Consider the following 24819-nt stretch of genomic DNA (forward strand, 5'->3'; position numbering starts at 1 on the left):
TTATGATTGGCACAGTTACCACACCATTATTTTTTTGTATTGGCTTGGTCTTTAGGCGGGATGACATGCATGACCGTTAAATTGTCTTTTACTAAATATTTTTTACTGGCCATTTGTATGTCAGCGATCGAGATGCCATCAAGTTTGGTTGGTAGCTCGGCAAGCAGTCTGTCATCCAGTCCAATGGACTGTAATGAGCCAATCATACGTGCCTGACCTTCCATGCTGTCTTGTGCGTAGACAAGCCCTGTCACCGTGTTGGTTTTGGCACGACTGATTTCGTCGGCAGCAATTGGATCAGTTTTTAGCTTCTCTATCTCAGTCATAATAGCTTGCTGAGCTTGTTCTAAGCTCACGCCTTCACGTGGAGTTGCTTGAATCAAGAATAAGCCATCACCGCGATCGAGCAAATCATAAGACGTTCCTACTGTGGTCAGTAGTCCTTGCTCACGTATCAGTCGACTCTCAAGGCGAGCGGACAAGCCACCGTCTAATACATCTTGAGCCAGTGAGAGCGCATACGCTTGTTTTTCATTGTTTTTATCTGCTGTGACGAGGCTGGGTACGTTATAGCCCATTAATAAAACTGGTACTTGTACGGCTTGCTCGGAGTCGACTTTCTGATAGCCACGGAAGCCTTTTTGGCTGACAGTAGGGCGTTTCGGTAAAGCGCTTGGCGTTAGCTCACCGAAGTATCGTTTGGCTTTAGCCAACACGTCTTGAGGGTCGACATCACCGACGATGACTAAGGTTGCATTGTTTGGTGCGTACCATTTTTGATACCAGTCTTTTAGCTCTGGAAGCGTTATTGATTCAAGCTCGCTCATGGGGCCGATAACGGACTCACCTTTTGGACTATCAGGCAATGCGAGTAAACGAAATGACTCATATGCTTTTGCCAATGGATTGTCATCGGTACGCTGACGGCGCTCTTCCATGACAACTTGGTGCTCTTTGACAAACTCTTTTTCATTGAACAGCAGATTTTTCATGCGATCTGCTTCTAGCTCAAGCGCTAGGGGGAATCGGTTGGCAGGGAACAGCTCGTAATAACCCGTATAGTCGTAGCTCGTAAAGGCATTGTTGACGCCGCCAAACTTGGCAATTAATCGCTCATAATCATCACTTGACACGTCAGTAGTGCCTTTAAACATCATATGCTCAAGTAAGTGAGAGATACCACCCTTGTTAATGGGTTCATCAGTTGAACCTACTCGATACCAAATCTGAGACATGACCACTGGTGCACGATGGTCTTCTTTTATCACTATTTTCAGACCGTTCTCTAACTGATACTCATGTCGACCGGACATGTCCATGGTTAATGATGAGGACTGGCTGTCATTGGTCGTTTGGTTTTGACCTGCTTTATCTTGGTTTAATATGCTCGGAATTGCTGGAATTTGAGCGGTAGACAATGGCTTCGGATCGATAGCATTGGTTTGACAAGCGGCAAGGGTCGTCATCATTGCGATGGAACAAGCAATGCGTAAAGCGGTTTTAGGTAGTGGTAAAGACAATATCATGATGTGTTCTACTCATATAAAATGATAGCTTGTAAACTGATGATTGATAAATCAAACAATATATTAGGACAGGTTCACTATTTAGCTATGGTATAGACAGACAGTGGCTATTGTTTAGACGATTTAACGTTAGAAAAGCACTGACAATTTTTGAATGTCTAATAGGCCTTAGTTGTCGTGATAAAGTGCTATAGAGAAGTGTGTGCACCGACCATAACAGTAGCGGTTGGCTTAATATCATGTGTGGTGTTACAGCCTGTTGTTGCTAGTGTGGCGGTCGCTATCAGCATTACGGTACTGATACTGATTGTTTTCTGTGCATGTTTTTTATAAGTGTTAGATAGTGATGACATAGGTAACTCCTAAAAGGTGATAACCAAAGTGGTTTCTAGGTATAGAATGAAAAGCTAGAACAAGGAAGTAAGACTGGTAGAGTAGGTGAAGTTTAACATGTGTAAAGTCAGATTTTTGTGTCCAAACCTTAAGCAAAACTTTCTCAGTCGGTTATATGATCTCTTAAACTTATAAATTTTGACGATAGTCTATGATGGTAAGGGCTGAGCATAACCTGAATTATGCTAAACTAGGGCAAAATTATTTGTCATGTCGATGGTCAAAACATCATGACCGATAAATCCATTTAAAATAAACAAATAACTGATTGTGATAACTTTTAGGGCAAGCTTATGAATAACCCAAATAATAATAGCCGTGTGGTCATTAACCTCGACGGAGATCTTGATGACTTGGATGACGACGATATTACTTTACCCAGTCTATCGGCACAATCCGTACCCATTATCGATGAAACTGTCGATGTTGCAGCAGCGCAAAAAGACAGCACGGTAAATAAAGAAGTACCAAGTATCAATGCCGTCGCCAATGCAGCAGACAATATCGCTCTGGGCTCGCCAATTGAAAGCGATACAGTTAATAAAGATAACGCCGCGACACCTAGTAGTATTTCTACTGCGCCAACCATGCCGTTGCAGGATCAGTTAGGGGATACGCCAGCTGTTAGCGCTGCAAGTAGCAATGCTAATATTAATGCCAATAGCAATGCAAGTAGCAATTCGCAAGCGGTAACTCAGACAGCACCAGAATCAGCAGAGAGCCAAGAAAACAATAAAAAAGGCAGTTGGTTTAATCGTATGAAAACGGGGCTGAGTAAGTCACGTAAAAACCTAGCCGAAGGTATGGTCAGTATCCTGATCGGTGGCAAAGAGATAGATGATGAGCTATTAGAAGAAGTTGAAGATCAACTGCTAGTGGCTGATATTGGGGTAAATGCAACCAATCGTATTATCAAAAGTCTCACTGAACAGACTGCCCGTGGTGATTTGATTTATGCACACTCATTATATAAAGCATTGCAAAGTGAGCTGGTCGATATTTTAACCCCGAAAGTCGCACCTTTAGTGATTGATAGCACCAAAAAGCCGTTTGTCATCTTAGTCGTGGGTGTCAATGGTGTGGGTAAAACCACAACGATTGGTAAGCTTGCCAAGCGCCTGCAAGGTGAAGGTAAATCAGTCATGTTGGCAGCGGGCGATACGTTCCGTGCTGCTGCGACAGAGCAGTTACAGATATGGGGTGAGCGTAATAACATACCAGTGGTGGCGCAAGGTCATGGCTCTGATAGTGCGTCTGTCATCTTTGATGCCATGCAATCTGCCAAAGCCAAAAACATCGATGTGTTAATCGCAGATACTGCTGGTCGTTTGCAAAACAAAACTCACTTGATGGCCGAACTAGAGAAAGTCGTACGTGTCATGCGCAAAGCCGATCCAAGTGCACCGCATGAAGGCATGATTGTACTTGATGCTGGTACAGGGCAAAATGCGATTAACCAAGTAGAGCTATTCAATAAAATCGTACCACTGACCGGTATTACCATTACCAAATTGGATGGTACGGCGAAAGGTGGCGTAGTCTTTAATATTGCTGAGACAACGGACGTGCCTATCCGCTATATTGGTGTGGGTGAGTCGATTGATGATTTACGTGCCTTTAGTCCAAAACAGTTTGTTGCCGCGTTATTTGAGACTGATGATAAAGAATAAAATAGCCATTTTTAACCCATTTAGATGACTATCGATTGAATTGAAGACATGCCCTAGCAAATTATTTTTAAGACAATTGGGAAGTAGAAGCCATGATAGTTACCACAGCAGCCTTTGGATCACATCGATTAACGCTAATCGCCCGTGTCAATGAGCATGGTCACCCTATGCTCGTTGAGGCCAATTGGTTGCTGGCAGGTAACTCTTGGCAGCACTCAAAATCTATTCCCAAACTCAAAAAGCATTATAAGCTTACAGAGCAAGACTTTACCTTTATAGATACTAATAGCCTAAGCGAGAATGAGCCTTCTCAAGCGTTATTGATAGAAGCCATCGCGCAATTAACGGCGTATTTTAAAGGTGAGCTTCAGGCGTTTGATTTGCCGATAGATATGAGCTTGGGCACTAAGTTTCAGCAACAAGTATGGTGTGCACTACAAGGTATCAATCATGGCGAAACGATCAGCTATGCCACATTAGCAAAGCGTGTTGATAGTCCTAAAGGGTTTCGTGCCGTTGCTAATGCCAATAGCAAAAACCCTTTTAGTATTATCGTGCCTTGTCATCGAGTGATTGCTAGTGATGGTAAGCTTGGCGGTTATACAGGCGGGCTAGATAAAAAAGAATATCTGTTAGCGCTTGAAGGGGTCAAATGTAAACCATAAGCGTAAATCTACTTTTTACGAATTGATTGAGCACCAAACCTGTCATGAGGTTTGGTGCTTTTTTTATTTGGCGCATTTATTACAGCCAGAGCAGCCTTGTGACTTCTTAAATATAACCTTTGTCCATACATAGTAAATAGAGATGGCAACGATTATAAAGACGATAAAATATTCTAACCATATACTCATTATTAACTCCTTAGAATCCAAAAATTTGGCCTGTTATTCGATAGACTACCCAAGCCATGACATAAGCCAATACAAACAAATAGCCAGTGATGGCCAACGTCTGCTTTAACGATTTGGTCTCACGGCGGATAACCGTCAGCGTGGCTAAACACATAGGCGCATATACGTAAAATGCTAAAAATGAAAATGCAGTCGCAAGTCCCCACTGGGCATGAATGATTGGAATAAGCGTTTGATTGATAGCTTCATCACCGACACTGCCCACGGCATATACTGTACCCAAAGCTGCCACCACGACTTCTCTTGCTGCAAGTCCTGGAATCAAAGAAATACACATCTGCCATGTAAAGCCAATAGGCGCAAAAATAGGCTCAATTAAATGCCCAAGCATACCAGAAAAGCTGTAATCAATAGCGGGTCCAGCGGTGCCAGTAGGGGCTTCTGGAAAGGTAACCAACACCCATAGTACAACAGATAAGGTGAAAATAACGGTACCGGCTTTCATTAGGAACGCACTTACTTTGTCCCAAAGCTCACCCGCTATATGCCTAACATTGGGCATACGATACGTGGGTAGCTCCATTAATAAAGGAAAAGCCGAAGACTCTGACTTTGTGTTATGAAAATGTTTGAACAGCCAAGAGATTAGCGCCGCTGAAAACGTGCCAGCCACATATAATACAAATAACGTAATACCCTGCAAATTAAATATGCCAAGCACCGCATGATTGGGTATCACAGCGGCAATAATGAGCGCATAGATAGGTAAGCGAGCCGAACAGGTTAGCATGGGTAAAACAGCAATCGCTACCAATCGTTCTGTATGACTAGGAATAGTACGGGTCGACATGACCGCTGGTACGGCGCAAGCAAACCCTGATAGTAGGGGGATAAACGAGCGTCCAGACAGACCTATCTTGGCCAATAGGTTGTCTAATAAAAAAGCGGCCCGAGGCAGATACCCTGAATCTTCAAGTATCAACAAAAATAAAAACAGTAATGCAATCTGTGGCACAAACACCACGACGCTGCCCACACCAGCCACAATACCATCTACAATGAGACTTTGTAATATTCCATCCGGTAGCCATTGTGATAACAGAGTTCCCACGCTGCCTACTAGCCACTCAATGCTGTCCATCAGCGGTGTGGCCCATGCATATACTGCTTGAAATATGACAAATAAAATCATTAATAAGATGACAACACCTATCACGGGGTGAAGTGTCAATTGGTCCAAACGTTCATGCCATCTGGGCAAACGCTGTGCTGCCGTCACGGCTCGGCTGAGAATATCGTCAGCCTGTTGGTACATCGTATGGGTATCAGTATCAGTCTCAAAAAAATGTATGGGCTGCTCGCTATAACCAATATAATCAATCAGTTCATCGGCTAAAGTGAGTAATTTCGCACAACCTTTACGTTTAATGGCGACTGTCTGGACAAAAGGAACGCCAAGCTCATTTGCTAGTATCGACTCATCGACGACCAGACCACGGCTTTGTGCCACATCACTTAGATTGAGTGCCACGATGATGGGTAAGCCTAAGTTTTTTAGCTCTAGCAACATACGTAATGACATACGTAGATTGGTTGCATCAGCCACAAATATAATCCCATCAGGGACAGATTCGCCAGGCATCTGACCAAACAGTACTTTACGAGTGACTTCTTCATCGAGACTGGCTGTTTTTAAACTATAAGTGCCCGGTAGATCTAAAATATTGACATTAGAGTGCCCAAGTAGGCTAGCACTGCGTTTATCAACCGTGACGCCAGAGTAGTTTGCCACTTTAGCTTTAGAGCCTGTAAGCACATTGAAGGTAGCTGTTTTGCCGCAATTGGGTGCGCCGACCAAAGCCAGTGTGATAGGGGCAGTGCTGGCTTTTATTTGATTGGCTGGTACTGAAAGGGTTGCTGAAGAGGTCATAAGCTTATGAATCACTGTTAAAGGACTGGTATCGTCATTTCACTAAAAAAGTGTTACCGCGTTAACCTCGCTTGACGTATTTAATATACATTCACGCTTGGTTGTCTTGTACTACTTTTAAATGGAATAGACTATATGAAAAAAGCGTTTGGATAGAGCACGTGGGCATCCAACAATTAGTGCTTTTTATCATTTACCTTTATGTGACAGCGCGACATTGTATTTTTATCAGTTCATCGGCACGTAAGCTAAATTGCGCGCCTGTGCTGAGTTGTACTGCATAAGGTGGCTTACCAAACAATCCTTTGGCTACAATGTGAATCAAAGTATTAGGTAAAAACCCTAAATCTTTTAGTCGTTGACTGATAGCACCATCGATCTCACCAAACCGACTATTGGCGACAATCTCATCAATGATGGCAGGTTGACGCTTATCGAAATCCAGCAATGAACAGACAGGAGATGATGTGGTTTTGTTATCAGAAAAAGTAGACGTATCGGTAGTGGTGTTTTGAGAAGGGATGATCGTAATACTCATAGAGAGTCCTTAATTATTCGCATTATTGCAAATAATAACTATTACTGTTTTTGTGCGATTATATTCCTCAACTTTCACAAAAACAATATCCATAAGGCGGCTTGTGACAACAAAAAACCAGACAGTAAGAAACTGTCTGGCTCTAAAGGTTAAATGATTAATACTAAAGGCTATTTCTAATATTTAGGTCTCAAAGTTCAGCAACATAGGCCACATTTGAGACTATATTAATCATCCTTCAAGCTGTGCCATTACGTCAGCAGAGAAGTTCACATTGCTATAAACTTCTTGTACATCATCGATATCTTCTAGCATATCAATCATCTTCATGACTTTTTCGGCATCTTCAACATTGTCTATTTCGGCAATGGTTGATGGCGACATGGTCACTTCCGCATTGTCAGAAACAAGACCTGCTGCATTAAGCGCATCTTGAACCTGACCGAAGCTTTCCCATTCAGTGATGACAAGTAAGCTTTCACCATCATTTTCGATATCGAGGGCGCCAGCATCTAGTGCCGCCAGCATGACTTCATCCTCTAAGGTTACATCGTTAAAGGTGATTTCGCCGCGTTTGGTAAACAGATAAGCCACTGAACCTGTAGTGCCAAGATTACCATCGTTCTTCGTAAAAGCATGACGTACTTCACTGACCGTACGATTTAGGTTGTCAGTCATGGTCTCGACCAGTACGGCCACACCGCCCACGCCATAGCCTTCATAGCTGACATCTTCCATGTTTTCATTATCGCCGCCGCCTGTACCACGATCGACCGCACGGTTAATCGTGTCGCGGGTCATGTTGACTGATAGTGCTTTTTCTATCACGGCACGTAAGCGCGGGTTTTTATCAGGGTCGGGGTCACCTTGCTTGGCAGCAGAAACAATTTCACGGATAATCTTGGTAAATACTTTACCTTTTACCGCATCCTGACGAGCTTTGCGGTGTTTGATATTTGCCCACTTTGAATGGCCTGCCATATAACATCCTTAAGTTCTGCGTACTATTTATTGTGCTTAAAAAAAGTGTTTAATAATCATCTTTCATACCAAGTCACGTGTTTTATCAGATAGATAGTCTATCTCTTGTACGTAATAGAGCTACTGACACGTTAACGATTTGTATGTTGTTGAGAGTGCTTTTTTGCTACACTGTGGCAACTTATAGATTGTATTCACTGTGATAAGTGAGCAATATTATAAACCAGTTTTGTGTATTTTGACTAACTTGGCCTTATCCATCACATTTTAAGTCATTGGATGCTATCAAGCCATTGATTTTATGAAGTTACTGACTCTATGAAGCAACTCACTGCCGAAGCCATTACACACTTGCGTAACCGTATCCATGTCATTATTGAAGGCACGGACACTCGTTTAGGCAAGCTTTTTGATATTGTATTATTGATTGCAATCTTGGCCAGTGTGGCTGTGGTGATGCTTGATAGCGTGCTATATATGCGCCTGCAGTATGGCACTATATTCTTTTACGCAGAATGGTTTTTTACCATTTTATTTACGATGGAATATGCCTTACGATTATTTTCCGCCCCCAATCGCTTGCGTTACGTTTTTAGTTTCTTTGGGGTTGTGGATTTGTTGTCCGTATTACCAAGTTACTTAAGCCTGATGTTCGTAGGTGTGCAGTATCTACTCGTCATACGTGTTTTGCGCATTTTGCGTATCTTTCGTGTACTCAAGCTCAAAGCTTATATGCAACAAGCAGGTTTTTTGGCCTCGGCGCTTAAGACCAGTCAACAAAAGATTACGGTATTCTTCTTATCTCTCGTACTACTAGTCACGATTTTTGGCTCGATTATCTACGTGGTAGAAGGGCCAGAAAACGGTTTTACCAGTATTCCATTGTCTATCTATTGGGCGGTCGTTACGATGACGACGGTCGGTTATGGTGATATGTCACCCAAAACCCCGCTTGGTCAAGCGATTGCGAGCATGGTCATGATTACGGGTTATTCGATCATTGCCGTACCCACAGGTATTTTCACTTCTGAGCTAGCACGTAATATGCGTCCTCAACTAAATCCTGTTACTTGTCCCAACTGTGGTAAGTTTGGTCATGCCATCGCAGCAGAGTTTTGTGATCGCTGTGGACATGCGCTGCACGTTTAGTATGGCCTAGCTGCTTTGATGTGAGTTTTTACTTAGTGCAATGCTATATATCGATGTACTCACTGATAAGCGGCGATAAGTCAATATCTACACCCAGATTGACCAAATTCCAATATTGCCCTGACACGGTTCGGTCGAGCATCATGGTCGTTGCAGAAGGCTGAAATTGACCAAAATACTTCAAAGATGTCCGCATTTGTGCAATGGCTTCGTGGTGTATTTGACTGCTACCAAAATCGAAAGTGCCTGTTTGATAAGGTTCAATAGAGAAGGGCTTTAAGCCAATGGATAGCCATTTTTCATAGAATTCACCAGGGATGTTTTTATCATCATCACGGCGAATATCTAACGCCACCAAATCTTGCTCAAGGGCAGTTACATCACTTTTGATCGCATGTTTGGCGAAACGTCGGAACAGTTGAACCTCGTTGTCACTATAACTGCGAATACCGCCGAAATCATAAGCCACGACGCTACCATCTTTGCGAAAGGCAAAGTTGCCAGGATGGGGGTCACAGTGCATACGATACAGTCCAAATAGCTGCCCTGCAGTAAAATGAAACAGGCGTTTGGCTATTTCTTGTTTGATGTCATTATCCCAACTCGCTGCGACGGTGAGAGTTTCTCCCATCTCTTCAGTCAGTGTCAAAATCCGTTTAGAAGAGTGGCTACTAATAACTTTCGGAATAATAAGACCTTCGTCCTCTGCATGAAATGCACCAAATACGCGTAAGTTATGCGCTTCTTTAATATAGTCCAACTCATCATGCAAACTTTGGCGAATCTCATGAAACAACTGCTCTTGTAATTGCTTGCTCATATTGAGCACACCAGCGATTTTCAAAGCCATGCGTACTTGTTTAAGATCACTATCACAGTTTTCATCCACATCGGGATATTGAACTTTGACGACGACTCTTTGACCAGAGGGCAATACTGCCTTGTGCACTTGTCCAATAGAGGCAGCGGCAAATGGTGTCTCTTCGAATTCGTTGAATAATTCTCCCACAGGCGCTTTGAGCTCACGTTCTATTTGTGCCTGTATCTGTGCATATGGCATGGGTGGCGCATCTTTTTGCAGCTTTTCTAGAGCAGTGGCAACCTCAGGTGGAAACACATCTTTATATTGTGACGCGATTTGCCCCACTTTCATGACGGCGCCTTTCATTTCACCAAGCGTCTCAGCTATCTGAATCCCCACATCTTGCATGAGCTCCGAGCGTGCTTGCAGACGTTTCTCTTCATCGCTTGATAGGTGCTTAAATGAGTTTTTAGCTGCTTTTCCGGCAATACTTGCAGTCATGCCAGCGAGTTTCATAAAGCGCTTTCCAGACGATTTTGCCATTCATATCACCGTATATTGGGTTGTTTATTCAGCCATAATGCTAGGGCGTGTCCTCAATTCAATCGATAGTCATCTAAATGGGTTGAAAATGGCTAAATCTTGCCAAACGGCGTCAAATAGCTGACTAATATCTCGATATTATCTGCGCTATTTTCCTTGTTTGACTGCAATTTATCTCATTTTTATCACCATTTCTAAAATGAGGACACGCCCTAGTATTTTAATCAAACTATTTTAAATTGAATCAACTATATTACCGTTTAACTGAGCTATTTTTAGTACATATAAGCAATCATTGCTAGCACTTAAAACCATCACTTCAAAAAACCGATAAATGTTAGTCGGTAAGGTTGATAGAGTAGAGGTTGTTGAGCCAATAATCTAGTGCCATTTGATAACCCATCTGTCCCAAACCACAAATCACACCGACTGCGACATCGCTCAAATAAGAATGATGGCGAAAAGGCTCACGTGCATGAACATTAGATAAGTGTACTTCTATAAATGGCTTTTGTGTGGCTAGCAATGCATCGCGTAGAGCAACTGAAGTATGCGTAAATGCAGCAGGGTTGATAATAATAGCATCTACTTGCGCTGTGGCATCTGCTAACAGTCCATGATGTTGGATGTCATCTACTAGCTGGCCTTCGTGGTTTGATTGTATACAAATCAATTCGATATTATGCTGAGCAGCACGTGCAATCAAACGTTTTTCGATATCAGCAAGCGTCGCATGACCATAAATATCAGGTTCACGCTTACCCAATAAATTTAGATTGACCCCGTTAACCAGCAGCAGCTTATGAGTGAGTGTATTGCTGTTGCTCTGACTAGAAGGCTTTGATGCTGCGGTAGATTGTGAAGAGGTCGTCATACTGGTCTCTATAGCGATTAGGTAAAGGGAGTGGTCTATTCTTTATTGTAAGGCATAAGGGTCGTAGAAAAAGAGAATTATGTCACCCAATGGTGCTTATTTGTTTATGATAGCAGCTTGCTAGTAGTGGTTATAAAAAAATTACATGAAAAATCAACCTGAAAGTAAAAAAGCATGCTAAAAGTCTTTATGTTGCTAAAAACCCGTGCTATGATATTTTTTATGCAATAATTATTGCAAGTTTGTTGCTATAGCTAAAGCAATGCTGATATGAAAGCCACTTATCGTCTCTATAAGCGTAAAGAATGTTTATAGAGGTAATTGTCTATCATAAAAGCTATATGTTAGTAATAGTGGTTAGTGTAGGACTCTTAAGTTTTTTGATTTCATAATTTTAGATCCCGTTTGTATGCAATGTTGCAAAGGAATTTGGGGCTAAGCGGACTTTTTTAGGAAGTAATATTATGTCAGCTCGTGAGCAAGGTACTGTTAAGTGGTTTAATGACTCAAAAGGTTTTGGTTTCATTCAACGTGATAGCGGAGAAGATATTTTTGTCCATTTCCGCGCGATTCAAGGTGATGGCTATCGCTCTTTAACAGATGGCGCAAAGGTTGAATTCAGTGTAGTAGAAGGTGAAAAAGGTCTTCAAGCTGAAGAAGTCAGAAAAGTAGACGAGTAATCTATCCGGTCATTAGAGCGGTTTAGCTATAATGTCTGTACAAACTACTGATATACTACTGAGTCAAGCCCGTCTTATCTTACCTATGTTGAGTGAATTTCAGCATATTAGGTCAGAGTAAGTATCGGGCTTGGCTTTTTTATGTCTGCATGACTATCCGCTATCTATAGATTTGATATGGCAATGATTATTGGTAACGCTATATAGTATTATAACGTTTGATAATGCGTTTGCTTACGATGGACAACATACAAGTGATTAATACAAAAAGGATATTTTTTTGAGTAATTTTACGACATTTACTGATTTGCCGCTTTCAGCACCGACATTACGTGCTGTCAGTGATTTAGGGTTTACTGCATTGACGCCTATTCAAGCACAAATACTACCACATACGTTGGCAAATCAAGACGCTATTGGACAGGCTCAAACAGGTACTGGTAAGACGGCAACTTTCCTATTAACGATCATGGAGGCATTGCTTAAGCGTCCTTTTACCAATGATGAAGAGCGCTATTTAGGTGAGCCGCGTGCAGTTGTAATGGCACCCACCCGTGAGCTTGCCCAGCAAATATTTGATGATTGTATCGCTTTGACCAAATATACGGCGCTACATAGCGTGTGTATCATGGGTGGTACTAATTATGAAACCCAGCAGCATGAGCTTGAGCGTCAATATGTCGATATTTTGGTCGCGACGCCTGGACGTTTGATTGATCTTGCAAATAAAGGCATGGTCTATTTAGATCGCGTTGAAGTATTGGTGTTAGATGAAGCAGATCGCATGTTGGATATGGGGTTTATTCCTGATATCAAGCGTCTGGTAGGCCGGATGCCAGCCAATACAGACCGTCAGAGCTTATTATTCTCTGCCACTTTTAACCAAGATGTTATGAATTTGGCTTATCGCTGGTTACATGAGCCGCAGTTTGTTGAAATTGAGCCTGAGCACAAAACCAGTGAGTTGGTCGATCAGCACTTTTACTTATTGACAGAAGATCAGAAATTAGAAGCCTTACAGCGTATTATTAGTGATCCTGCAGTGGACAAAGTCATTGTATTTGCCAACCGTAAAGACCAAGTCAAGCGCCTATATCATAAGTTGCGTGCAGACCACAAAATTGTGATGCTGTCAGGTGATGTTATTCAGCAAAAACGTGAAAAATACCTACAGCGCTTTAAAGATGGCCATGCTTCTATCTTGGTAGCAACAGATGTCGCCGGGCGCGGTATCCATGTCGATGATATCAGTCATGTGGTTAACTATACCTTGCCTGATCAGCCAGACGATTACGTGCACCGTATTGGTCGTACGGGGCGTGCTGGACAAACAGGTATCAGCATTAGCTTCGTGAGTGAGGATGACGCGTTTAATGTACCCGCCTTAGAAAAGCATTTGGATACTAAGTTTTCGCTTGAGCAATGGCAAGAGTAGTACTTTTAAAGCTGCTAGTTTTTCTATGTAGTCAATCCCCTATAAAAGAGTGACAGCGTTAACCTTGCTGGAAGTATTACATATACATCTGCACTCGGTTGCCTTGACTCTCTTTTAAACTGAATTGACTATAGTGTGCAGCGAATAAAATGATAAAAGCCCTTAACATTCATATTGATGTTAAGGGCTTTTTCATACGGCAAGCTTTGATAGCACGCAATGTTATATTTTAATAATATAGTCAAAGAACTCTAAAATGGGTACAAGGCAGCAGACTGCAGATTGTACAAGTATTACATCTAAGGAGGATAACGCCGTAGCGGTTTAGTAGTTCACTGACTATATCTGTGGTCGACGACTCTATTGAGCGTGTTCCATCGTTTCAGAGTGCTCATTATGATTCATGTCCATCGACGCATCACTCATATCATGCATACTATGATCCATGCCTTGGTGAGATGTATTATCATCAGCTGGCATCATATGATGACTGCTGTGATCCATGTCTGCATCCATAGGCATGTCCATCATTTCTGAATCACTCATTTGCATATGATCGCCATGCATATTAGACATATCATGCCCACCATGCATACTTGACATGACCATCGGCACGACCGCAACGGCTAAACCTGATATGACCATAACAGCGCCATTTAGCTGTCTTAAGCGAAAGCGTCCAATTTTGTCACGTAACCAGCCAACCGTTTCGTGAGTGGCGACCAACATCGGTATTGTCCCTAAGCCAAAGACAAACATGAGTGCCGCACCATTCAATGGATTATGAGCAACTACGGCGATGAGTAAGGCACCATACACCAATCCACAAGGTAAGAAACCCCAAAGTAAGCCAGCAGTTAGTGCACGTGGAAACGTGTTGAGCGGAAATACTTTTTGACGAAGTGGGCTTAAATACTGCCAAAACCGCATACCAAAACGTTCAAGTTTGTTTAAAAATGGTGCGCCAAGCATAGTGACCCCAACAAACACCAATACTAAGCCTAATAAAATACGTGGCATACTATTGCCCATCATTAATGGCGCTAGTACGGTGGTTCCAATCAATCCTGCTATCAAACCTAATAATGCATAACTGCTCAAACGGCCTAGATGGTAAGTGGCGACAAGAGCGCGGCGTTTAGCAGGACTGGCATCTTTCATCGATAGGCCAAACGCTGTCACAAGACCACCACACATACCCAAACAATGTGGTGAACCAAAAAATCCCATTAGTAATGCCGCAACGAGTAAAGCTGTGGTCATGGGGTGATTCTCCTAAAAACAGTGAAAGATTGAATCTACTTAAATAGATGGTATTGGACGAAACATAATCGTGAGTCACGTATAGTCAAGATATGGTCAATTCTATATTGATTAGACAAGGTGCTAGGCTTGTTCAGTCTATTATGTGTAACACTTGAATTTGTCTTACTTGCCTCTTGATGATCTCGAACCAACTATCTCTCGAAGCTATATTTTTGGATTGCTATCAATATTAGAAGGGTTGACGGACTCTGTGTCAGCAAGGTTTGTTTGATCATTTGCTTGCTTAGTAGATGTAGCATTCTCATGAGCTTGCATGGTTTGTCTGCGCTCTTGACGATCATCTAGTATAATGCGCTGTGATGCATTGTCTAAGTCTTCAAATTGGTTTGATTTTACCGCATAACGTACTGCCCAAATGGCAACCACAAATAACATGAGACTTAACGGAATTAATAAAAATATACTGAGCATGGAGAGTCTCTTAGATAGCAATTTCTGGTGGCATTATACACCTATTATAAATGTGGTGATTGCTTGTGAACATAAAAGTGAAATAGCTGCTAATTCTGCTCATCATTAAATAAAATCTAGCTCAAATATAAATCCAGTTCTATTCTGTAGGTGACTTTGCTGCATTGCCTCTAGGCGTTAATAGCTGCTGTGATGTCACGTCTTTAGCATGACGACAATCCATCTGCGGACGTATTACATCACGTAAATAAGCGGCGACTTCATAAACGGCGCGCCGTGAATGAGTGAGATTCTGTGCAGGTTTTTCCCAGTCTCGACCAACTGGTAGAGGAGCGCTGAGAGGTGTGGTATTGATACCATTTAGCGCAAACTGTCTACGGGCGCGTGCCATATGGTAGCTATCAGTGATGAGGTAGACGTGACGTAGTGGAATACGCTTTGCGGTAAAGCGTGCATTTTCGCAAGTATTCATACTGGCGTTTTCGCTTATCAGTCCATCAATATCATGCTCGATGAGCCATTGACCAAGCCAAGGCGCTTCAGCACCACTGAGTACAATAGGTAAGGGTAGGTCGTGATAAGCGCCCGCAGCAGTACGAGCACGATTGAGACTATAGCTGTTTAGAATGATTTGATTGTTCTGGTCGTTGGTCAGTCCGCCGCCTAATACTACATAGGCTGTCGGTGGAGAGCTCGCCGCTCCAGAAGGTATCTTTGGCAAGGGAAGTAGCGTAAATAGATAAACAATCGATTGCGAGAATAAAGGTGTGAATAAACTAATGAGGACTAAAATAACAGTTGTGGAGCCAAGCAAAAAGGTAATGTTAATGATACGAAACAGCGTTATCATACGTTCAGCTGAACGTAAGTAATAATGCCATAATCGTTTAGATAACAGCCGCTTAGACCGTGATTTTTTAGGCCACATGCTCATCATGCCCAATAGAGCTGTCAGTATTTACCCAAACTGGCTCACGCGACAACTGAATCGCAAATTTCTCATAGATCGTATCAGTGATATAACGCTGTGCTATCGCGACATCTTCTTGAGTTGCTTGATAAGGAGCATGGTTAGTGAGTACCAGTGCTTGCTGCTGATGGGTGACAATGGGTTCAATACCACCACCTTTTAACCCTGCCTGTTCGATGAGCCAACCGGCTGCAACTTTTATTTTATCATCAGGCATTGGATAACCAACGATAGCTGGATAAGTGGCTTGTAACGCAATGAATTGCTCTTGGGGAATAATCGGATTCTGAAAAAAACTGCCACAGTTAGCCAGATGTTTGGGATCCGGAAGTTTCTGTTGGCGAATATCTATAATAGCGTGCATCACATCAGCAGGAGTAGCCTTGTTTCGGTTTTGCTGTTCAGCGTAGCGTTGTGCGACTGTCTGTACATCACCGTAACTGGCTAACACTTTGCTTATATCTGTGTGTAATCTGAACCCCACACGGCTGATTAGCCACGTATTGGGAGTCCGTTTAAAGATACTGTCGCGATAGCCAAACTCACAGTCTGCTATTGATAGTTGATGCCACGTCTGGGTAGGGATGTGGTAAGCACGGACATACTGTAAGTGGTCTTCTAACTGGACACCGTAAGCCCCAATGTTTTGTATCGGTGCAGCGCCAGTGAGACCAGGTATCAGCGCAAGATTTTCTAATCCGTACCAACCTTGACTGACCGTATGAACAACCAAATCATGCCAGTTTTCGCCTGCCATCACTTCGATATCGACGTAACGATCCGTCTGAGCAGTCAAGCTAATGCCACGCATTTTCGGCTGTAACACGATTGCATTTAGTTGTGTGGGCAATAAGACGTTGCTACCACCAGACAGTACAAACAATGGCTTTTGTTGCTCTGTGTGTTTCGTATAATCTGCCATAAAGGTGTCAAGTTGAGCCTCATCTGTCAACGTCACAACATAGTCAGCGATACAGGTCAGTGCCATAGTATTGCTGTGTGACAAGTCAACGGACTCGCTAGGCAATAACTTTGCTGCTGAAACCATTGTCGTGGCAAGTTGAGCACTAGAATTAAGGCATGAAGCTGAAGTCATAACGTAGCTCATATGGCAAATAGATAAAAAATTACACAGTAATCATTATAAAGGATGCGAGACACAAAAGGCGTGTAAATCTAGCTTTTATCGCTAGCAAGCTTTCCAGCTTTCAATCCAAGCTTGTGCGCTTGATTCTATACGCTCAATGACTTCTTCAAAGGCATCAGCATCACCTTTATAAGGGTCAGGTACATCATCACCGCCATACGTTGGGTCTTCTTCACTGAATAATGCCAGCTTAGCCATACTATTCTCAGTATCTGCTAGATTGTTTTTGAGCGCCTGCAAGTCGGCTAAGTTCTGCGCATCCATTGCCAAAATCAAATCAAAATTGCGGAAGTCATCGTTATTTACTTGGCGTGCGATGAGTTTATTGATTTTATAACCATGCGCTTTGGCATGACGCTGTGCTCGTTCATCGGGTTTATGGCCAATATGCCAATCCCCTGTACCTGCAGAGTCTACTTTTATTGATAATCCAGCAATCGCTGCTTGCTGACGAAACACTTCTTCAGCAGTTGGTGAACGGCAAATATTTCCTAAACAAACCAATAATACAGACGATGGCGTACAGGTTTTCATCAGCATAATATGACCTTGTATAACAAAAAAAACATGCCATAAGAGACCAGCATTATTAGTGCGGCTTTTATCAGCATGCAATTGATTGATTGAATCGGCTGTCAGCGTAACGTTTAATGCCGTAAATGGCAAGAGTATAGGCTGAACAATATGGTCATATGACACAATATTGATGGCGATATTATCTATAATTCAGTGTGGTACGGGCAGTGTTTTAGTCTTGCTTGCTTTTAAAGCGCTGAATGTCACGACGCTCTTTTTTGTTGGGTTTGTTATCAGGGCGAGCAAGATTGGCAAGCTTGCGTTGCTCTGCATGATAGGCGCGGCGATTTTCGCTCTCGTCAGTTTCTGAATACAATACTTCAGCTGCGCTCGCATTACCGCGTTGAGTGGTTAGCGCTTCCACGATGACTGTTTTTTCAGTCATGGCAGTGGCTGACCCTTGGCGGATGGTTAATTCATCTCCGACTGCAATCTCTTTGCTGGTTTTTACACGGCTACCAGCGTAGTGAACTCGTCCACCTTCGATGGCTTGTTTGGCAAGTGTACGTGTTCGATAAAAACGTGCTGCCCAAAGCCACTTATCAAGGCGAATTTTGGCTAAGCCTTGGGTTTTGCTATTTGTATTATTCTGCATAACAGCTACTCTATATGGATGTCTGTATTTATTTAAAATAAGCTAATCTTAATGAGATTAGGGCATATTTTAAATTTGCAAATAAGTTTTTGTGATTGATGGGCTGGATAGTGGATATATTGCATTTATAGTTTATAGTTTATAGAAATCAGTTACACAATTGCTGTTCACAAGGTACGCCATCATGATTGCCGTCCATTTTTGTATTGGGACAGTGTTGTGTAAAGTAAGTTGCCTCTTCGCATGAGGTCATCTGAGAGCAATGTTGTCTACCATCACATGAAAATCTTGACGTTGTTGGCTGTGAATTTGTTGTTGACGTGATTACTGGGACTGCTTCTGAATTTGGGTCTAAATCGACATACGTTGGTTGTATCTCATCAAAGTCAGCAGTGGTTAGTGCAGCGCCTACTGGAGGCGTATTGGATGAATCCGTAATAGAGCTACTCGGTGCGCTCTCAGGTTGAAAAAGTTTATAACCCACAATTACCAAAACCAGCAGTACCAGTATCATTAATATATTTTTCATCATGGCATTATACTCACCAATAACCGTTAAAAACTAACTGTTGCTACCATCCGCTCGCTATTGTCAGCCTTTTAATGGATTAAAAAACTGACAGAGTAGAGAGTGATTGATACCTGCTTTATTATTTCAAAAACAATTGATAGCCGATATTGTCATTGAGCATCGTACAGTCGTAACCAATATCAAGCAGTGCGTCTTGTAGCTGGCGAGAGTTGCTCTCTGAGGCTTGTAGGCCTACCAGTACGCGACCTTCAGCGGCACCGTGATTGCGGTAATGGAATAAGGTGATATTAAAATCGTCGCCCAATTTTTCTAAAAAAGTCAGCAATGCCCCTGGACGTTCTGGGAACACCACACTTAGTAACTGCTCGTTTTCGACGTGTGCATGACCACCGATCAAGTGACGGATATGAGATTTAGCGATGTCATCATCGGTTAAATCGTGGGCAGTGTAGCCATCAGCGGTCAATTGATTGCTGATAGTTTGACGCTCTTTATCCCCTTCTTTTAAGGCGATACCGACAAATATCGAGGCAGGCTCCATAGAGTCTGGTGATTTTTTGCTATCAGCACGGTAGTTAAACTCAGTGATATTACGTCCATGCAGGCTACGGCAGAAGTTTAAGAAAGCGCCCGTTTGCTCAGGGATAGTTACGCCAAAGATGGCTTCTTTTTTCTCACCGATTTCGGTACGCTCAGCGATATAACGCAGACGGTCAAAGTTCATATTGGCACCGCAGATAATGCCGACGCAGTTTTTACCTTGCAGGTTATTGGCAGCGATATATTTCTTCATGCCTGCAACAGACAAGGCACCAGCAGGCTCGACGATGCTACGGTTTTCTTCAAAGATATCTTTGACGGCGGCGCAGACTTCATCATTGGTGCAGGTAATCACATCAGGTTCGACGATAGGGCCTGAGCTATCACTTTTTTGTGTACGGATGACTTCAAAAGGCAGCTCGCCAATTTGAGCAACGGCCACACCATCGACGAATAAGCCAACTTGTTCCAGTTTGACGCGTTCGCCCGCTTTAAGTGCGGCCTTTAGGCAAGCTGATTGTTCCGCTTCTACGGCGATAACTTTTACATGTGGTGCCACTTCGCCTAAAAATGCTGCAACCCCTGAGATGAGACCGCCACCGCCAACCGCAACGAAAACGTAGTCCATGTTGCGCCACTGCTGGGTCAGCTCCAGACCGATAGTACCTTGCCCTGCGATGACCAATTCATCATCATAAGGTGGTATAAAGGTTAAGCCTTCGGTCTCAGCGCGATTGATTGCATAACGATTGGCTTCATCGAAGCTGTCGCCATGCAAATCAACGTTGCCACCCAGTGCTCTTACGGCATCGACTTTGATGTCAGGGGTGGTGGTTGGCATAACAATGATGTTATTCAGTGATAATTTGCGCGCAGAGTAAGCCACGCCTTGCGCATGGTTGCCTGCTGAGGCACAAATGACGCCGCGTGCTTTTTGCTCATCGTTCAACTGGCTAATACGATTATAAGCACCGCGTAATTTAAAGGATTTGACGGGTTGTAAATCTTCGCGTTTAAAACGAATGTCATTGGCAAAACGTTGGGTCAGCTTGGGTGCCGTTTCAAGTGGTGTTTGAATCGCAACGTCATAGACAGTGGCTTGTAAGATGGCTCGTACCCAGTGTGACAGCATAGTAATCCCTAAACAGTGTGTAGATGAATATAAAAATGAAATAGATTAGCCTATGCTGATTTTAACTGTCTTGCAAGACACAATTGCAGTTTTTGCTGTGATTTCAGGTTTTGATGAAAGATGAAGTTGGGTTTATATAAATATTTTATTAAAAAATATTGAGTTATTTCCATATGTCTGTATTATTGGACATATGGAAATAACTAATGCTCTCGCAAGCTTTGCTGCGCTCTCTCAAGAGACTCGTTTAAACGCCTTTAGATTACTTGTCAGTCAAGAGCCTGAAGGACTGCCTGCGGGTGAAATTGCCCGTCAATTAACCGTGCCCCATAACACCATGTCAGCACATCTGTCAGTGTTGGCACGAGCAGGGTGGGTGGTTTCGCAACGCCAAAGCCGACAGATTATCTACCGTGCCTCCTTATCGCATATGGAGGATGTTGTGCAGTTTTTATTGCAAGATTGCTGCGCGGGTCATCCAGAATTGTGTGCGTCTCTTATGGACAGTTTAAGTGGGTGTGGGGTCGTTAATACTAATGACTCAAACAGCGAGTAAGATAACTATTAAGACTCTATCTAAGATAAAACTTAAGACAGTATCTAATGCCATTATTGAGCGAATCAGTAAGACAAACAGAACGTCAAAATCAATTTGATTGGGGTCTGTTGAACATTCAAACAATATATTCAGAATTCAAACAACCTATTCAGACAATAAGTGAAATCACTATGCAATCATTAATTTTTCACAATCCTAAATGCGGGACTTCTCGCAACACCTTAGCCATTATGCATGCGTCAGGTGAGCATCCTGAAGTGATGGAATACCTCGAAACCCCACCAGCCCGCGAATACCTAGTTGAGCTGTTGGCAAAAATGAATATCACGCCAAGAGAGCTATTACGAAGCAAAGAGTCCATTAACGATGAATTAGGATTAGACAATCCTGAATTATCTGATGATCAGATCATCGATGCGATGATTGCGCATCCTATTTTAATCAACCGTCCTATAGTGCTCACAAATAAAGGCGCCGCGTTATGCCGTCCGTCAGAGCGAGTGTTTGAGTTGCTAGAGCATCCAGTGAGTAGTTTTACGAAAGAAGACGGGGAAGTCATTCATCATGGCAAATAATACAGCAGATTTGAATGTGGTCGATTTGGGTGATTTGCCTAATATCGATGCAGATAGTATTCAGCCTATTGATATTGAAGCTTTGATTGGAACAAATGATTCGCGTCATCCACCTAAAATATTAGTGTTATACGGCTCTTTGCGTGAGCGTTCGTTTTCTAGATTGGCAAGCGAGGAAGCGAGTCGGTTACTGCGCTGGTATGGTTGTGAGGTTCGGACATTTGACCCGACAGGTTTGCCATTGCCTGATGCGGCTGATGCCAGTCATCCCAAAGTGCAAGAGTTACGAGAGCTGGCACAGTGGTCAGAAGGGATGCTGTGGGTGAGTCCAGAACGTCATGGCAGCATGACCAGTATTATGAAAGCACAAATCGACTGGATTCCGCTGTCATTGGGAGGCGTGCGTCCGACCCAAGGTAAAACGTTAGCAGTCGTGCAAGTCAGCGGCGGTAGTCAAAGCTTCAACACGGTCAATCAGCTGCGTATCCTTGGCCGTTGGATGCGGATGATTACGATTCCCAACCAATCATCTATCCCCAAAGCATTTTTGGAATTTAACGATGACGATCGCATGGATAAATCTCCTTTATATTTGCGTCTCGTTGATGTCTGTGAGGAGTTGGTGAAATTTACTTGGCTGACTCGTGGGCGCTCAGCCTATCTGACCGATCGTTACTCTGAACGGGTAGAAAGCACTGAAGAACTATCCAAGCGCGTCAATCAAAAATCACTCTAATTCACTCTCTCATCATGTATTTTTTAATACGGCTTCTTATAATAATTGAGCTTAGAAAGGTTACTCGATGATCGCATTAACCATATTTATCGTCACGTTAATTTTAGTGATTTGGCAACCTAAAGGACTGGGTATTGGCTGGAGCGCAATGGGTGGTGCATTGATCGCCTTAGTGTTTGGCGTGGTACAGCTTTCCGATATCGGGGTTGTGTGGGATATTGTTTGGGATGCGACTTTTACCTTTGTCGCACTCATTATTATCTCTCTTATCTTAGATAGAGCTGGATTTTTTGGTTGGGCAGCTTTGCATGTGGCTCGATTGGGCAATGGGCAAGGAAGATTGCTGTTTCCTATGATTGTGATCTTAGGCGCGTTTATTTCTGCCTTCTTTGCCAATGATGGGGCGGCATTGCTATTGACCCCGATTGTCATCGCTATCTTGCTGCGTCTTAAGTTCTCACCGCCATCTGCTTTGGCTTTTATCATTGCGACAGGCTTTATTGCTGATACCGCGAGCCTACCGTTAGTGACGTCCAATCTCGTTAATATCGTCAGTGCCAATTATTTTGACATTGGCTTTGGTCGTTATGCGGCAGTCATGGTACCGGTCAATATCGTTTCCGTCATCGCTACACTCGCTGTGTTATGGGTCGTCTATGCACGGCACATTCCAAAACACTACTCTGTTGCTGAGCTGAGTGCCCCAGAGACCGCGATTGAAGACCCGCTCGTTTTTAAGGCGGCTTTTCCGCTTTTAGCATTACTACTTGTTGCGTACTTTACGACTGAATCATTGGGCATTGCTATCTCGTTTGTGACAGGCGTCGCTGCGCTGGTGCTAATGGCAATCGCAGGTCGCTGGTGGCAAGGTGGATGCGGCGCAGTGGTTTCAGTATCTGATGTTTTGCGAAAGGCTCCTTGGCAAATTGTATTGTTTTCAATAGGTATGTACTTGGTGGTTTATGGTTTGGGTAATGCAGGCTTGACGGCCTATGGTGCTCAGATTCTGAATTGGCTAGGGCAGCAGGGTACGGTCATCGCAACAATAGGAACGGGATTCCTCTCTGCTATTGTAGCGTCTATCATGAACAATATGCCTTCTACCTTAGTAGGCGCACTGGCTATCGATAGCGCGCAAGTACCAGACGCCACTCGTGAGCTCATGATTTATGCCAACGTGATTGGTAATGATTTAGGACCGAAATTTACACCTATCGGTAGTCTGGCAACTTTATTGTGGCTGCATGTATTGGCAGAAAAAGACTATAAAATCAGTTGGGGACAGTACATGAAAATTGGGCTGATTATTACGCCGCCCGTATTATTGGTCACGCTATTGGCCTTAGTCTTGTGGTTGCCTTATCTGTCTACATTTTAAAGGTTGAGTAAATCTCTTGTGATTAGCGTGGTTATTACGCTGACATCGATCAAACTCATCGGGTATAATAGCGGCGCATTTTACCTCTTTTATAATGATATAGTCGGTTCAAGATAATTTGGATACAAGGCAGGCGAGTGAAAGTGCTACAAATGGTAGGCTAAGCGAGTCTAACGCCATATCCAACTTATATAGAATTGACTGTCCGTTTATTTTCCAAGGATTTATGATGAGTGATCAGCAAGCACAAAAGCAAGCCGCAGCCAAAGCTGCTCTAAACTATGTCGAAGATGGCATGATACTGGGCGTAGGTACAGGTAGTACAGTTAATTGCTTGATTGAATTATTGTCGACAGTAAAGCTTGCTGGCGCAGTTGCTAGCTCACAGGTCACTGAAGACAAACTTCGTGCCCTTGGTATTGAGATCGTTGACTTAAACTTTGCTGGTACGCTTGATATTTATATCGATGGTGCGGACGAAGTAAATGAGCATTTGCAGCTCATTAAGGGCGGTGGCGGCGCGCTTACTCGTGAGAAAATCGTGGCAGCGGCTTCTAATAAATTTATATGCATGGTTGATGAGAGTAAAAGTGTCGAGATGCTTGGACGTGAGTTCCCTGTACCGATTGAAGTATTACCACAAGCACGCTCTTATGTTGCACGCCAATTGGTTAGTCTGGGCGGCGAGCCAGTTTACCGTGAAGATTTCGTGACCGATTATGGAAACGTGATTTTAGATACCTATGATTTGGATGTGAGCAATCCAATAGAGCTTGAGCAAACGCTAAATAATATCGTAGGTGTGGTTTGTAATGGTATATTCGCTGCTAACCAAGCCGATGTGTTGTTAAAAGCTGGTAGCAATGGGGTGACAACACTGACTCGTTAAAACTTTTTGCTCGTTACAAGACACTCATCCGTTAAAAACGCTATAGTAGCTTGTTATGTAGTAGCAATAAAAAGGCAG

General features: G+C 43.0%; 25 protein-coding genes and 1 pseudogene. 10 read left to right on the top strand and 16 right to left on the bottom strand.

The window, feature by feature from the left end; genetic code table 11:
• Nucleotides 1–26 precede the first annotated feature (26 nt).
• A complete protein-coding gene (locus DFP82_RS11020) occupies nt 27–1526 on the bottom strand; it encodes a M16 family metallopeptidase (RefSeq protein WP_425450608.1) in 1500 nt (499 codons plus the stop codon).
• A 188-nt stretch (nt 1527–1714) separates the two neighbouring features.
• Nucleotides 1715–1879, bottom strand: a complete 165-nt coding sequence (locus tag DFP82_RS14720; protein WP_181416303.1) for a hypothetical protein — start codon at nt 1877–1879, stop codon at nt 1715–1717.
• A gap of 798 nt (nt 1880–2677) precedes the next feature.
• On the opposite strand from DFP82_RS14720, the gene ftsY reads away from it, so the two are divergent.
• The gene (ftsY, locus tag DFP82_RS11025; protein ID WP_227680899.1) at nt 2678–3589 is read left to right on the top strand and encodes a signal recognition particle-docking protein FtsY; all 912 of its coding nucleotides are present in this window, start codon (nt 2678–2680) and stop codon (nt 3587–3589) included.
• Nucleotides 3590–3681: 92 nt separating this feature from the next.
• Nucleotides 3682–4254 (top strand): methylated-DNA--[protein]-cysteine S-methyltransferase, encoded by a 573-nt coding sequence (locus tag DFP82_RS11030; RefSeq protein WP_110923785.1) that lies wholly within the window; start codon nt 3682–3684, stop codon nt 4252–4254.
• A gap of 63 nt (nt 4255–4317) precedes the next feature.
• Here the strand turns inward: DFP82_RS11030 and DFP82_RS14985 are convergent, their stop codons facing one another.
• From DFP82_RS14985 to DFP82_RS11045, 4 genes are all read right to left on the bottom strand, one after another.
• Nucleotides 4318–4443: a FeoB-associated Cys-rich membrane protein gene (locus DFP82_RS14985; RefSeq protein ID WP_465182734.1), complete on the bottom strand. Its 126-nt coding sequence runs from the start codon at nt 4441–4443 to the stop codon at nt 4318–4320.
• Between the two features lie 10 nt (nt 4444–4453).
• Nucleotides 4454–6373: a ferrous iron transport protein B gene (gene feoB / locus DFP82_RS11035; RefSeq protein ID WP_110923786.1), complete on the bottom strand. Its 1920-nt coding sequence runs from the start codon at nt 6371–6373 to the stop codon at nt 4454–4456.
• A gap of 199 nt (nt 6374–6572) precedes the next feature.
• The gene (locus DFP82_RS11040; RefSeq protein ID WP_110923787.1) at nt 6573–6911 is read right to left on the bottom strand and encodes a FeoA family protein; all 339 of its coding nucleotides are present in this window, start codon (nt 6909–6911) and stop codon (nt 6573–6575) included.
• A gap of 231 nt (nt 6912–7142) precedes the next feature.
• Nucleotides 7143–7892, bottom strand: coding sequence for a YebC/PmpR family DNA-binding transcriptional regulator (locus DFP82_RS11045; protein ID WP_110923788.1), 750 nt, complete (start codon nt 7890–7892; stop codon nt 7143–7145).
• A 318-nt stretch (nt 7893–8210) separates the two neighbouring features.
• On the opposite strand from DFP82_RS11045, the gene DFP82_RS11050 reads away from it, so the two are divergent.
• Nucleotides 8211–9041 carry an ion transporter gene (locus DFP82_RS11050; protein WP_110923789.1) on the top strand — a complete coding sequence of 277 codons (831 nt, stop codon included), beginning with the start codon at nt 8211–8213 and terminating at the stop codon, nt 9039–9041.
• A 43-nt stretch (nt 9042–9084) separates the two neighbouring features.
• Here DFP82_RS11050 and DFP82_RS11055 read toward each other — a convergent pair whose 3' ends face one another.
• Nucleotides 9085–10386, bottom strand: a complete 1302-nt coding sequence (locus DFP82_RS11055) for an ABC1 kinase family protein (RefSeq protein ID WP_110923790.1) — start codon at nt 10384–10386, stop codon at nt 9085–9087.
• A gap of 337 nt (nt 10387–10723) precedes the next feature.
• Complete coding sequence (aroQ, locus tag DFP82_RS11060) at nt 10724–11260, bottom strand: type II 3-dehydroquinate dehydratase (RefSeq protein ID WP_110923791.1); 537 nt, start codon at nt 11258–11260, stop codon at nt 10724–10726.
• 464 nt (nt 11261–11724) lie between these two features.
• Here aroQ and DFP82_RS11065 point away from each other — a divergent pair, with 464 nt between their 5' ends.
• Entirely contained in the window at nt 11725–11940 is a 216-nt protein-coding gene (locus DFP82_RS11065) for a cold-shock protein (protein WP_110923792.1), read from the top strand.
• Between the two features lie 280 nt (nt 11941–12220).
• Nucleotides 12221–13375 carry a DEAD/DEAH box helicase gene (locus DFP82_RS11070; RefSeq protein ID WP_110923793.1) on the top strand — a complete coding sequence of 385 codons (1155 nt, stop codon included), beginning with the start codon at nt 12221–12223 and terminating at the stop codon, nt 13373–13375.
• 360 nt (nt 13376–13735) lie between these two features.
• Here DFP82_RS11070 and DFP82_RS11075 read toward each other — a convergent pair whose 3' ends face one another.
• From DFP82_RS11075 to ilvA, 8 genes and pseudogenes are all read right to left on the bottom strand, one after another.
• Nucleotides 13736–14638 carry a sulfite exporter TauE/SafE family protein gene (locus tag DFP82_RS11075; RefSeq protein ID WP_110923794.1) on the bottom strand — a complete coding sequence of 301 codons (903 nt, stop codon included), beginning with the start codon at nt 14636–14638 and terminating at the stop codon, nt 13736–13738.
• Between the two features lie 207 nt (nt 14639–14845).
• Nucleotides 14846–15112, bottom strand: a complete 267-nt coding sequence (gene ccoS / locus DFP82_RS11080; RefSeq protein WP_110923795.1) for a cbb3-type cytochrome oxidase assembly protein CcoS — start codon at nt 15110–15112, stop codon at nt 14846–14848.
• Between the two features lie 139 nt (nt 15113–15251).
• Nucleotides 15252–16040 (bottom strand): YdcF family protein, encoded by a 789-nt coding sequence (locus DFP82_RS11085; RefSeq protein WP_110923796.1) that lies wholly within the window; start codon nt 16038–16040, stop codon nt 15252–15254.
• The gene (gene murB / locus DFP82_RS11090) at nt 16030–17178 is read right to left on the bottom strand and encodes a UDP-N-acetylmuramate dehydrogenase (RefSeq protein ID WP_425450609.1); all 1149 of its coding nucleotides are present in this window, start codon (nt 17176–17178) and stop codon (nt 16030–16032) included. The genes DFP82_RS11085 and murB overlap by 11 nt, the downstream gene beginning before the upstream one ends.
• A gap of 93 nt (nt 17179–17271) precedes the next feature.
• Nucleotides 17272–17769, bottom strand: coding sequence for a low molecular weight protein-tyrosine-phosphatase (locus DFP82_RS11095; RefSeq protein WP_110923858.1), 498 nt, complete (start codon nt 17767–17769; stop codon nt 17272–17274).
• A gap of 208 nt (nt 17770–17977) precedes the next feature.
• A complete protein-coding gene (locus DFP82_RS11100; RefSeq protein ID WP_110923797.1) occupies nt 17978–18400 on the bottom strand; it encodes an RNA-binding S4 domain-containing protein in 423 nt (140 codons plus the stop codon).
• Between the two features lie 148 nt (nt 18401–18548).
• Nucleotides 18549–18689: pseudogene (locus tag DFP82_RS14835) on the bottom strand (excalibur calcium-binding domain-containing protein); the annotation flags it as partial.
• 361 nt (nt 18690–19050) lie between these two features.
• Nucleotides 19051–20604 (bottom strand): threonine ammonia-lyase, biosynthetic, encoded by a 1554-nt coding sequence (gene ilvA / locus DFP82_RS11110; RefSeq protein WP_110923798.1) that lies wholly within the window; start codon nt 20602–20604, stop codon nt 19051–19053.
• A gap of 193 nt (nt 20605–20797) precedes the next feature.
• On the opposite strand from ilvA, the gene DFP82_RS11115 reads away from it, so the two are divergent.
• The 5 genes from DFP82_RS11115 (at nt 20798) to rpiA (ending at nt 24741) form a co-directional block, all read left to right on the top strand.
• A complete protein-coding gene (locus DFP82_RS11115) occupies nt 20798–21160 on the top strand; it encodes an ArsR/SmtB family transcription factor (RefSeq protein WP_110923799.1) in 363 nt (120 codons plus the stop codon).
• Between the two features lie 173 nt (nt 21161–21333).
• Nucleotides 21334–21738 (top strand): arsenate reductase (glutaredoxin), encoded by a 405-nt coding sequence (arsC, locus tag DFP82_RS11120; protein WP_110923860.1) that lies wholly within the window; start codon nt 21334–21336, stop codon nt 21736–21738.
• The gene (gene arsH / locus DFP82_RS11125) at nt 21728–22474 is read left to right on the top strand and encodes an arsenical resistance protein ArsH (protein WP_110923800.1); all 747 of its coding nucleotides are present in this window, start codon (nt 21728–21730) and stop codon (nt 22472–22474) included. Before arsC ends, arsH begins: the two co-directional genes overlap by 11 nt.
• 67 nt (nt 22475–22541) lie before the next feature.
• On the top strand, nt 22542–23852 hold the full coding sequence (locus DFP82_RS11130) for an arsenic transporter (RefSeq protein WP_110923801.1): 1311 nt from the start codon (nt 22542–22544) through the stop codon (nt 23850–23852).
• A 229-nt stretch (nt 23853–24081) separates the two neighbouring features.
• Nucleotides 24082–24741: a ribose-5-phosphate isomerase RpiA gene (gene rpiA, locus DFP82_RS11135; RefSeq protein WP_110923802.1), complete on the top strand. Its 660-nt coding sequence runs from the start codon at nt 24082–24084 to the stop codon at nt 24739–24741.
• Nucleotides 24742–24819: the final 78 nt, after the last annotated feature.

It is taken from the genome of Psychrobacter fozii (genome assembly GCF_003217155.1).
Taxonomy (GTDB): Bacteria; Pseudomonadota; Gammaproteobacteria; order Pseudomonadales; family Moraxellaceae; genus Psychrobacter; species Psychrobacter fozii.

Bases quoted from the DNA above. Each gene is read 5' to 3' on its own strand.
- DFP82_RS11020 (WP_425450608.1), bottom strand. From the start codon at position 1,526: ATGATATTGTCTTTACCACTACCTAAAACCGCTTTACGCATTGCTTGT.
- DFP82_RS14720 (WP_181416303.1), bottom strand. From the start codon at position 1,879: ATGTCATCACTATCTAACACTTATAAAAAACATGCACAGAAAACAATC.
- ftsY (WP_227680899.1), top strand. From the start codon at position 2,678: ATGAAAACGGGGCTGAGTAAGTCACGTAAAAACCTAGCCGAAGGTATG.
- DFP82_RS11030 (WP_110923785.1), top strand. From the start codon at position 3,682: ATGATAGTTACCACAGCAGCCTTTGGATCACATCGATTAACGCTAATC.
- DFP82_RS14985 (WP_465182734.1), bottom strand. From the start codon at position 4,443: ATGAGTATATGGTTAGAATATTTTATCGTCTTTATAATCGTTGCCATC.
- feoB (WP_110923786.1), bottom strand. From the start codon at position 6,373: ATGACCTCTTCAGCAACCCTTTCAGTACCAGCCAATCAAATAAAAGCC.
- DFP82_RS11040 (WP_110923787.1), bottom strand. From the start codon at position 6,911: ATGAGTATTACGATCATCCCTTCTCAAAACACCACTACCGATACGTCT.
- DFP82_RS11045 (WP_110923788.1), bottom strand. From the start codon at position 7,892: ATGGCAGGCCATTCAAAGTGGGCAAATATCAAACACCGCAAAGCTCGT.
- DFP82_RS11050 (WP_110923789.1), top strand. From the start codon at position 8,211: ATGAAGCAACTCACTGCCGAAGCCATTACACACTTGCGTAACCGTATC.
- DFP82_RS11055 (WP_110923790.1), bottom strand. From the start codon at position 10,386: ATGGCAAAATCGTCTGGAAAGCGCTTTATGAAACTCGCTGGCATGACT.
- aroQ (WP_110923791.1), bottom strand. From the start codon at position 11,260: ATGACGACCTCTTCACAATCTACCGCAGCATCAAAGCCTTCTAGTCAG.
- DFP82_RS11065 (WP_110923792.1), top strand. From the start codon at position 11,725: ATGTCAGCTCGTGAGCAAGGTACTGTTAAGTGGTTTAATGACTCAAAA.
- DFP82_RS11075 (WP_110923794.1), bottom strand. From the start codon at position 14,638: ATGACCACAGCTTTACTCGTTGCGGCATTACTAATGGGATTTTTTGGT.
- ccoS (WP_110923795.1), bottom strand. From the start codon at position 15,112: ATGCTCAGTATATTTTTATTAATTCCGTTAAGTCTCATGTTATTTGTG.
- DFP82_RS11085 (WP_110923796.1), bottom strand. From the start codon at position 16,040: ATGTGGCCTAAAAAATCACGGTCTAAGCGGCTGTTATCTAAACGATTA.
- murB (WP_425450609.1), bottom strand. From the start codon at position 17,178: ATGACTTCAGCTTCATGCCTTAATTCTAGTGCTCAACTTGCCACGACA.
- DFP82_RS11095 (WP_110923858.1), bottom strand. From the start codon at position 17,769: ATGCTGATGAAAACCTGTACGCCATCGTCTGTATTATTGGTTTGTTTA.
- DFP82_RS11100 (WP_110923797.1), bottom strand. From the start codon at position 18,400: ATGCAGAATAATACAAATAGCAAAACCCAAGGCTTAGCCAAAATTCGC.
- ilvA (WP_110923798.1), bottom strand. From the start codon at position 20,604: ATGCTGTCACACTGGGTACGAGCCATCTTACAAGCCACTGTCTATGAC.
- DFP82_RS11115 (WP_110923799.1), top strand. From the start codon at position 20,798: ATGGAAATAACTAATGCTCTCGCAAGCTTTGCTGCGCTCTCTCAAGAG.
- arsC (WP_110923860.1), top strand. From the start codon at position 21,334: ATGCAATCATTAATTTTTCACAATCCTAAATGCGGGACTTCTCGCAAC.
- arsH (WP_110923800.1), top strand. From the start codon at position 21,728: ATGGCAAATAATACAGCAGATTTGAATGTGGTCGATTTGGGTGATTTG.
- DFP82_RS11130 (WP_110923801.1), top strand. From the start codon at position 22,542: ATGATCGCATTAACCATATTTATCGTCACGTTAATTTTAGTGATTTGG.
- rpiA (WP_110923802.1), top strand. From the start codon at position 24,082: ATGAGTGATCAGCAAGCACAAAAGCAAGCCGCAGCCAAAGCTGCTCTA.